Raw genomic sequence first — 9,960 nt, 5'->3', positions numbered from 1 at the left:
TTTCTATACTTGTAAAAACAGGGTTTTATGAACCCTTATATAAGTGCGCCCAAAAATCTACTTTATTTTTCACTCTTATGCCTCCTGCCAAATTAAGTATAACTTTATCTGTTTACAAAACAATATCCATTGCAGAAAGTGACCTTTTTTTGCAGAAAATGACAAAAAAGTGATTTGCTGACAGCAAATCACTTTTTTAAGGTTCATCTTAGTTTGGCAATATAACTGAGAAGTAGAACTCATTATTATCATTTCGTATAGCATAAGAACCTTGATATTTTGTTATAACCTCAATTATATTTTTTATTCCAATCCCATGCTCATCCATTTCATATTTCTTTGAGGTCTGTATTTCTCCATCTTTAATATTAAGTTTACCATCATATGTATTCTTTACAGATATAATAATGTTGTCTTTCTCTTTAACCAGTTTCATTTTCATAACTTTTTTGCCTGAGCACTTTTCACAAGCCTCTATTGCATTATTCAAAAGATTCGATAATATAACAACAATATCCTCATCACGCATTTTAATTCCTGATAGATCATTGATTTGAAAAATAAATACAATTCCTTTATCCAATGTTTCCTTATATTTGCTATTTAATATAGCATCAATAATCACATTATTTGTTTTAATATAATCTAATTCTGTACTTAAATTTCCGCTTATGCTTCTCACATAATCCTTTAGTTCATCATAATTTTCCATCTCTATCAAAGACTCAATGCACATAATCTGGTTCTTATATTCATGTGTTTTTTTCCGTTGTTTAACAAAATTTTCTGAAATAGAGCGGTACATGTCTGTCTGATTTCGTGCTTTCAGTTGAAATACTTCATTTTCACGAATCTTAATTTCACGCTTTAATATGTCATTTATCATACAGAACACAACTATATTCATTCCTGCCAAACACAATGCTATAACCAAGAATACATTTTCCTGCTTTTGATTCTCAATGCTTCCAGATGTTATGAACAATGCAATAACTGTGAAAATTGTAAAAAGTGGAAAAAAGATAAATCGAAGCCAATCTGTACTTCTTAAAACATCCGAGGACTCCCCTCCTATTTTCTTCCTGATAAGCAGAACAACTAGAAAAAGAATTATTTTTGCCAAAACTGTTATTAAACTTCCACCTACAAAATGTGACTCATTAATTTCTGCTACACTATGAAAGAGAGAGACATTTAGCCAAAGTGTAAAATAGTCTACAGAAAGCAGCAATGCTTGAAATAATAATGATACGATTATTGCTTTTTTTAAATGGATTTTAAAATAAAAGCTCATAAACAGCGCAATGACAACAATAGCTAACATCTGCTTTAGAACAAACTGATCATAAAATAACAAAGCTATTATATATCCACATATTACCGTTCCTAAAATAATACTACAGTTTCTCCAATTATTTTCGGATCTCTTTTCAGCAAAACTTTCAAAAAATATTTTACAACATATTATTTCCAATACCGTCAGCATTATACTTTGAATGTAATTAACCAACATCTATATTTCTCCTTTATACGAAACAAATGTTTCTTCAACAAATTTATACCGTGCTTTTGGAATTTCTAATTTAATACCATTGTTCAATAACGCCTCATACCGGCTGACTTTCTCAATATGCTTCATATTAACCAGATAACTTTGATGTATCCGGATAAAATCATTACCTTGCAACTCTTTTTCCAGCTCATCTAGTTTGCCATATATTGAATATTTTTTTAACTTGTCCTCCATAATGTAAAACTCAAGTTTATGCAATCTGCTCTCTATGTATAATAAACGCTCTAATGCTACAATCTTTGTACCCTCATTAAAGTTAAATTTCTTCTTTTGGGCTACATAATTCATATTCAAGCTGATTGCATCCATACACTCAAATATTAGTTCCGGAAAATTTACATTATTTTTCAAAATATATCTTATAGCTCCTACGCTGTATCCTTGAGGGGCACATGTAATAAATGCTGTAACAAAAACTATAAAAACATCATTGCTGACTTTTCTTATTTTCTGCGCAGTTTCCATTCCATCCAGTTCATCCATATTTACATCCAAAAAAACAATATCATACTTTGCCAGATTGATACCTAAACTTATAAAATCCTTTCCTGATTCAAATTCATCAATTTCGTATAATATATCATTTTCATTCATATATTCTATTAAAATATCATGAATGCGTTTTCTAAATTGTCTTTCATCATCACATATAGCAATTCTGAACATATGCTCATCCCCTTCCACACACAAATTTGACATACTTCTTTCATTTGGTTGGATTATTTTTTGTATATTTTCCTATTTTTTATTATATTTCGGCATCTTTATCCAAAATTTTAACCACTACTCTATATTTGTAATATTGCATGTTCGTCTACAAAATTATATATCAATACCTATTTTTAATACATTTTGCTATTGCACATATCGTTTCACTGCAATCTTTCCCATAACCATAAATACTGCTACCAGGACTATACTTACATACCCGGCATAAAAATAATCTTGCAGATCCAGACAAAACAAAATGATAAGAACACATACCTGTAATGCCGTTATGCAATGTGTTACCCTTGCATAATACTTTCTTTCTTCCTCATCAAGAGGTTTATTGATACTTTCCACTGGGGCAAGGACAATAATAATTACCACTGCAAGAACTCCGATCAATAAAATCACGGCATTAGGAACATTTTTCATTACAGGCTCATATGTATAAACCGGAATAAATAAAATTGCCATTGATATCAAAAAACAGCCGATTCTACTCTTACAGTGGCTGCCCCCACTATAGCTTCTCAACGAGGCATAAAATAACAGGAAGACCAGAACAAGTCCCGGTCTCCCCGTCACAATGCCAAATATTCCAGAAGCCAAAAGGTTTCCTGCAACAACAATGCCATTTTCTATCCCATATTGGTACAGTTCTGCATCCTCTTTTTGCACAATCTCCTTTTGTATCAATATTTCATTTATCTTCTTTGCAAATTTAGCAATCATACCCTGTTACCACCTTAAAATTTTCTAAGTTTTTTCGCATTATCCGGTAACTTGTCCTGTCCGAAAATAAACCAGCAGCAACGGTTCATATTGGTTGCAGTTACCGTAAGGGCAAGTGCTGCCACGCTGGTTAATGCTCCATGACTGAGTCGGTTCATCAATCTTCTTAATTTTGACATATATGTATGTCCTCCTTTGCATTTGATGAATGCACTATATCATACTTTACAGGAAAATGCGGCAAAGTGTAACAGATTGACATTTAAGTGTAACGCTTTGCATTTATTCCTTCACTTCAATTCCATAGAGCATTGCTGAAACCTCAAATATATCCCCTTTATCTGTAAAACTTACCGTTCCATTGTATTTTTCTACCACTTTGCGGACACTCTGAACACCATGCCCATGTCGGATATTATCTTTCTTGGTTGTTTTCAGGCTTTTATTTTTCTTTCCTGTTTTGCTGTTTGTTATTACAAGAAGCAAAATCCCCGACTGGTACTTATTTTCAATCTTTACAAAACGCTGTTCCTCCGGCACCTTGCTACAGGCTTCTACCGCATTATCCACAAGATTTCCATACAATACACCTATATCCCCATGATCAAGCTGCATCTTCTTTGGAATACGAATAGATGTTTCTACTTTTATCCCCCTTGCCTTTGCCCTGCCAAATTTAATGCGGAGCACAGAATCTACGATTGGATTATCAGAATACTGCTTTTCATCTATCTGCTCAAATTCTATGCACATCGCACCGATTTTCTCTGAAAGTTCATGCCCATCACTATTTTCCAACAGATGATACAGTTCATGCAATTTATGTTTCATATCGTGCTTTAACTTCTGCACTTCCTTATTCTGTTTTTCTGCTTCTTCATAATAGATGTCTTTATAGTGCATTTCTTCCCTGTACATTGCATCCTCATACTGTTTTTGCACAAGATAATTAAAACGTTCCATCATATACAGCATAAAATAATCCGTCAGGACAAGGGAAATTACAATACTGGCACACATAAGCAGGCTTTTTTCACTGCCCGCCTCCAATGACAAAAGAATAATAAAGCAACAGTTCAACACCGTAAAGGTAAATACCATAACCAGCACACCCAAAATTTCTTTCGGAAAGGCAGCAATCTGCATCCCTTTCTTTGAAATCAATTTTGACAGAATATACATCACATTTCCACGAACAAAGCTGCATATTACCATTACAAAATAATATTTATAACTTTCTCCCATATGAAAATTCATCGCATGGAGTAACAGCAAAGCTACAGGTTCAAACAGCATTCCAATACCCATGAATGTCACAATATTTATAATTCTCGTCCACATTCCTGATTCATAATAAAATGATAACAGTATAAGCACAATCAAAAGAGTCGCAAGATTCAGATACGGATTTTTTATGCTACTGACAAATGTCCATATAATTGCAGCAATGGTAAATCCAGCCCATATCCATACCTTTGATACTGGTTTCATTTTCTTATTGGAATGAAAATAATACATAAACACTGCCAGATCAAACAGGCTGATGGCAAAGCGTATCACATATTCCATCCTTAAACCATCCTCCTTACAAACTCCATATGTTTTTCTTTTAAATTCTGCTTATGGGAGCGGGCAATCAGAAGTCTTTCTTCATTGTCCATCACTACTTCATCTCCATCAATCGCCCTGATATGCCCAAGATTGATGATATATGATACATGAATATGGGCAAAGACCTTATCATCAAGCTGTTTCCATATTTCTTCAGTTGTCATATTTGCCTTGAAATTTTCTGAAATCGTATGTATCACTGCCTGACGACCTTTCTTCTCAAAATACACAATATCATCGCAGCTAATACGAAACTGATTTTTTCGGAACTGAAAGACAAAGTCACGCTTTATCATATGAAGATACTGCATGGCTTTTAAAAGAACGGACTCCAGCTTTTCCACTGTAATCGGTTTAGAAATATAGTCAAAGGTAATAACCTCAAAAACATCCATAACATACTGAGTATATCCAGTCAGGAATACAAACAATGCTTTGGCATCTATTTTCCGGATTTCTTTTGCAAGCTGCAAACCATTCATCTCCGGCATTTCAATGTCAAATATATACAGATGATACATTTCTCCATAATCTATAACATGCTTCAGCAACTCCTTCGCTGTAAAATACACTTCATAAGAAAACTGGTACTGTGCTAACTTATCAAAAGCACTTTCCAGCATTTCTACATCTGTTCTGCTGTCATCACAGACCGCAATATTAAGCATAACACTTCCTCCTTTTCGAGCTTGGAAGCAGGAAGCACTTCAATTTATCTAATCAACTTAGATAAATACGCCAGCACACGGTCAAAAAAATCATTTCTCTGCTCTTTTGTGCTGTTCGCAACATAGTAATCCAAATTAAAATCTTTTATGTTGCTGCTCTCGCCTGTTATAAGATATGTAGGATCAATTCCATATTTATGATAGAGTGTCAATACTTTATCTACAGATATTCCAGTTACACCTGCTTCAAGTTTTCGATAATGTTCTACTGTAACATCCAATACATCCGCAATTTCTGACTTTTCGAGGTTCATATTCAGTCTTGCCTCTCTTAGTCTCTTTCCTATCTGTATATTGGCATCTTTTCTTCCTGTGTCCAAGATTTTGCACCTCTTTTCCATGTTAATCATATCAATGGGACTTTGATTCTCATAGTCCAGAAAACAACCCAATGTACATCATTTTATGCTCGTAAGTAGGTTAATTTGTGCTTTTATTAAAAAAACGAATGGCACATCTGATACCATTCGTCTTTATCTGCTTTATATTCTGTTGTAAATCCTATTAGCGGACGTTTTTTGGCTATTTATCATATCCATCACTGCATTTCTTTTACTCTGACATCCACAGTATTTTTAAAATTTTCAATCTGATGTGAATACTGTTCATTCATAAGCGTGGAATGAATCATAAAATCCGCTGTTGCAGAAGAATTGTCATCCAATTGCTTTTATCCATGTAATATCCCGGCAGAAAGCCTTTCATGTGTGTCATAACACTTATCATATCCGGCTTACATTTTACAACCATAATATCAACCCTATCTTTTGTATCCAATCCGATTTTAAAGCCTTCCAAATTCATAAATACTGCGTACCATTTTCCATTGTCATTACGAAGTATTGCACTATCTGGTAAATCATTCCACAGATATTCTGGAATTGTTCCATATTGTTTTTTTACATATTGAAATATAGTGTCTCTGTACATACTGTGTATATCTCTGATCTTGTACTTTCATATTTATAAGTTTTGTACCAATAAAATTTCTGATAGTATATTCAATTTATAGAAAAAAGCGAAAATATTTAGTATAATGCTTCTTATAAAGAACTATATTTCATTTTGAATTATATATTTTCAAGGAGTATTTATATGAAAATAATAAAAATTTTGAATTATATATTTCCATTGATAATAGGCGCCTTATGCTCATATATGGGATCATTGACACATATTGGAAAAAATAATATATTGCAGATTATTATGATTTTTACATTAAGTGTCATTTTTTCTATTTTATTATTTTATGATGCAAAAACAGAACTTGATAAGTTGCAGAAATCTTATCACAATAATTATTCGAATATTATAACCAAGTTCCTAATTCTCAAAAATATTGTTATACAATTGTTTGCAATAATTATTGGAGCAGTTTGTTCATCTTTAGGAAATTGGGATAAAAATCAATCTGGTTTTTCTATTAAATCTAATATCCTTATCATTTTGGGAATTATTTATATATTGTTTGTTATATACAGTATATATAATGATGAAAAAATAGATAGCAATATTAAGAAATATGTTTCTAATATTGAAATGTTGAATGAGATATATGAGAATGTTCAAACAAGCATAGTCTGTATTAATCATGCAATTATAAAAGAATGTTCAATAGTCATCCGAGATTCCCGTTTTGTAAACGAGTTTCACATTTTGAAAGCGACCTGCAAATTTTGTACCCGACTTTCCACTTTTGTAATGACTTTCCCGTTTTTTCCCTTGCTTTTATGATATAATCACCTTATGGCAGAGTATTTTTTTGCACAAAAACCGGACGTCAGTTTTGGCTTACAAATTTTGCAAGCCATAATTCACGTCTTCTGCTGTTCCTATTTCAGCCGGTGGTCTGTGCTTTATTCTGTCTTCTGGTTACTTTTTGAGAAGTCTTGCGGTGAGGTTGATGTCTTTGGCTGCAACCTCGTGGCATCTAAGCCTCTCCGCCAGGTCTTCTCCATAATAAAAGCTGAACGCTTCATACGGACTTTTTCCGTTCAGTTTCTTTCTCCGGTAGGAATTGATATGGTTCATCATCAGCTCTACGTCTGCCTGCGTCAGTTCATCAAAGCTTCTTCCTTTCGGCAGGATCCTGCGTATAAATTCATGTCCCACCTCGATCTCTGCTTTCTGGTACGGCGCACTTGGATTGCAGTAATAGATCCTCGTCCTTTGAAATCCTTTTCCATCCGGTCCGTTCTCTATACACTTGGGATTGGAAAACTCACTTCCGTTATCCGTCAGGATGACCGGAAACAGCTTCCTAAAATCCTGCCCTCCCAGCCGGTGGTACAGTTCATCATAAATATCTATCACTGACTTTGAGGTGTTCGCTTCCCGCAGGAACCCCAGCATCAGTGACACATTTACAAAATATATCGTCAGCAGGACTTTCCCTCCCTTGCTGCCGATCACGGAATCCATCTGCACCACTGCTGTGTCCGGATGCTGTTCCATATATACTTCGTAATCATGATAATTCCTTCCCACACGGCATCCACGGTCTACTTTCAGCTCCGGTTTTTTATATCTCGGACGGTACTTTACCTTTCTTGGCAGGTCTATGTTCCTGATATCAAACAGGCATCCATCCACGTAGTTGTAGAGGGTCTTTTCACTGCACATCAGTTCATCCTTATGTGTCAGGTAGATCTGATGGATAGACTGCCCCTGTTTTACCAACGGCACCAGGATTTCATTGAGTCTGGCGATTTCCCCTTCCGTAGCAAGGATCCCGCTTCGGGATTCCGATATCTTATCCGTTGCCCGCCTCTGGGCTCCCAGAGCATCGTAAACAGTTTTTGTCAGCGTACACTTCTTTACTTCACTGCATCCGTTGCATACATATGGCGGTTTAAAGCGATGGGTACATATTTCTTCTTCATAATGCTCGCAGTAACGGTTGCATATGAGTTCACACTGTTTACAGACAGCTACCAGTGGATGCCTGCAGTCATTTGTCCCACATACTTTTTTCCTCTTACATGCTTTTCTGTACTTGCAGGTATTATGCGGGTAACTTCCATAACCGGTGTCCTGTTCGATGGAATAGTTCCTGATCTCCTTTGTGATGGTAGTCCTGTCCCTTCCCAGTTTCTCTCCAAGCTCTGTGAAAGTCATATGCTCCTTTAGTCCGCTTTCTATCTCCAGCCGGTCCTCATAATTTAAGAACTTTGCCATACTGTCTCCTTTCCCCGCCAGCTGCTGAAGTTCTGTTAAAAAACAGGAAGAACATTTCTGCTCTTCCTGCATTTGTATCGTCACTTTCACTGCTGTAATTTATTCTGTTTGTAATCAACTTTCCCCCTCACACGGGAATTTCAAAAAACTATTGAGGGAAGCAGATAAAAGCCGAATAAAAAATCAGCCCCGAACTGTCATAGTTCAAAGACTGATTTTATTTAATGTTATTCATGCAAATGTGTATGTAGGGAATATTTAATTCTACTCTTCTAAAATATAAGTTATCGTCATTTTAGGTCGTGAATATTTTGTACCCCCGATAAATGCAGAACCAAGACTCGGAGATGCAATATTGGTTCCTGTCATATACACAGACCATGTTCCGGCAGCTTTTTCCGCAATAAATAAATTGGTAGTAGTCACATTACCTCTGCCCCAACCAACAGTATGAGTTTCTCCACTTGGGCTGGTAATGGTAAGGCTCTGCGCCAATATTGCTCCTTTTCCACCAATCACAGATGCATTGGAACAATCAATCTTAACTTCTTTTACAATCGCATTATCTGGCAGACCGTTATAATTAAAAGTGACCGTATTGGAATCCCCTGTAACTCCCGGCATCAATGCAATCGACATATCTTTATTTGCTGATTGCATTGCATCTTTTGTACCTGCTGCAAACACTGTTACCTGTGAAGCAAACAACATTGTGAATACCAAAGCAACCGCTATTATTCTCTTTACTTTCTTCATTGACTTTACCATAATCGTATTCCTCCTGTCTGTCAAATTCCCCTTATATACATTTGTTGAATTACATGTTTTATGCTTTCATATCGAAATTACTTTGCACCACAACACTTTCATTTGTGATTTCTACATTTGTTCCAGTGTTCAGCGCTTTTCTTGCATCATGATATGCCTCATAATATACTGATTTTAACGTTGAATGCACATCTGTCTCTGCTTTTGTCTCTTTCTCATGCCACCCTACTCCTTGTGTGTATGTAAGAACTTCTTCCCCTCCTTCATTATATATATGAATCGCAGAACCAGTTCCCTCTCCCTGATATTCAGCCTCATATGGTATCCCAAATAAAATACACATCCATCTTTTGTCTGCCTCCTGTATCTCTTTCATATCCCCCATATTTTCAGAACTCATTGATTGGTTGAACTTACCTATCAGTGCCGCCCGATTTGGTGCCACTTTAGTAACCTCTGCTTTCCGCAAGTTCATAAACTCATTTCCCATATATACATTGTTTTTCGCGTCCTTCTTAGCCAGTTCAACAATTTTCTCTTTCAACGAATCCGTTAATTGCCACTTGCTCTTTTCAGAAATTTTTTTAACACTACTGCCAGAACTGCCCGACACTTTTACCGTATTGATAGTATTTAATATATCCATCTCTATTACCTCGTATT

12 protein-coding genes are annotated in these 9,960 nt (G+C 35.4%); 1 reads left to right on the top strand and 11 read right to left on the bottom strand.

Annotated elements, in window-relative coordinates; translation table 11 throughout:
- Window positions 1-208 precede the first annotated feature (208 nt).
- From WMO43_RS06790 to WMO43_RS06760, 7 genes are all read right to left on the bottom strand, one after another.
- The gene (locus WMO43_RS06790) at window positions 209-1,513 is read right to left on the bottom strand and encodes a sensor histidine kinase (RefSeq protein WP_195288133.1); all 1,305 of its coding nucleotides are present in this window, start codon (window positions 1,511-1,513) and stop codon (window positions 209-211) included.
- On the bottom strand, window positions 1,514-2,239 hold the full coding sequence (locus WMO43_RS06785) for a LytR/AlgR family response regulator transcription factor (protein ID WP_243276272.1): 726 nt from the start codon (window positions 2,237-2,239) through the stop codon (window positions 1,514-1,516).
- Window positions 2,240-2,428: 189 nt separating this feature from the next.
- Complete coding sequence (locus WMO43_RS06780) at window positions 2,429-3,013, bottom strand: accessory gene regulator B family protein (protein ID WP_055068861.1); 585 nt, start codon at window positions 3,011-3,013, stop codon at window positions 2,429-2,431.
- Between the two features lie 14 nt (window positions 3,014-3,027).
- On the bottom strand, window positions 3,028-3,192 hold the full coding sequence (locus tag WMO43_RS06775; RefSeq protein ID WP_005602854.1) for a cyclic lactone autoinducer peptide: 165 nt from the start codon (window positions 3,190-3,192) through the stop codon (window positions 3,028-3,030).
- Window positions 3,193-3,295: 103 nt separating this feature from the next.
- Complete coding sequence (locus tag WMO43_RS06770) at window positions 3,296-4,582, bottom strand: GHKL domain-containing protein (protein WP_349172328.1); 1,287 nt, start codon at window positions 4,580-4,582, stop codon at window positions 3,296-3,298.
- A gap of 2 nt (window positions 4,583-4,584) precedes the next feature.
- Window positions 4,585-5,292, bottom strand: coding sequence for a LytR/AlgR family response regulator transcription factor (locus tag WMO43_RS06765; RefSeq protein ID WP_005602856.1), 708 nt, complete (start codon window positions 5,290-5,292; stop codon window positions 4,585-4,587).
- 44 nt (window positions 5,293-5,336) lie between these two features.
- On the bottom strand, window positions 5,337-5,672 hold the full coding sequence (locus WMO43_RS06760) for a helix-turn-helix domain-containing protein (protein ID WP_349172327.1): 336 nt from the start codon (window positions 5,670-5,672) through the stop codon (window positions 5,337-5,339).
- Window positions 5,673-6,447: 775 nt separating this feature from the next.
- Here WMO43_RS06760 and WMO43_RS06750 point away from each other — a divergent pair.
- Window positions 6,448-7,086: a hypothetical protein gene (locus tag WMO43_RS06750; RefSeq protein ID WP_195540640.1), complete on the top strand. Its 639-nt coding sequence runs from the start codon at window positions 6,448-6,450 to the stop codon at window positions 7,084-7,086.
- 138 nt (window positions 7,087-7,224) lie between these two features.
- Here WMO43_RS06750 and WMO43_RS06745 read toward each other — a convergent pair whose 3' ends face one another.
- The 4 genes from WMO43_RS06745 to WMO43_RS06730 form a co-directional block, all read right to left on the bottom strand.
- A complete protein-coding gene (locus tag WMO43_RS06745; protein ID WP_069432380.1) occupies window positions 7,225-8,529 on the bottom strand; it encodes an IS30 family transposase in 1,305 nt (434 codons plus the stop codon).
- Complete coding sequence (locus WMO43_RS06740) at window positions 8,507-8,647, bottom strand: hypothetical protein (RefSeq protein WP_157579697.1); 141 nt, start codon at window positions 8,645-8,647, stop codon at window positions 8,507-8,509. Before WMO43_RS06740 ends, WMO43_RS06745 begins: the two co-directional genes overlap by 23 nt.
- A gap of 146 nt (window positions 8,648-8,793) precedes the next feature.
- Complete coding sequence (locus WMO43_RS06735) at window positions 8,794-9,297, bottom strand: hypothetical protein (RefSeq protein WP_207734401.1); 504 nt, start codon at window positions 9,295-9,297, stop codon at window positions 8,794-8,796.
- A 58-nt stretch (window positions 9,298-9,355) separates the two neighbouring features.
- Window positions 9,356-9,943 (bottom strand): hypothetical protein, encoded by a 588-nt coding sequence (locus tag WMO43_RS06730; protein ID WP_195287306.1) that lies wholly within the window; start codon window positions 9,941-9,943, stop codon window positions 9,356-9,358.
- Window positions 9,944-9,960 lie beyond the last annotated feature (17 nt).

This window comes from Maccoyibacter intestinihominis (assembly GCF_040096355.1).
GTDB lineage: Bacteria > Bacillota > Clostridia > Lachnospirales > Lachnospiraceae > Maccoyibacter > Maccoyibacter intestinihominis.
The sequence above is the reverse complement of the archived record's forward strand: the minus strand, read 5'-3'. Positions and strand labels throughout refer to the sequence as shown.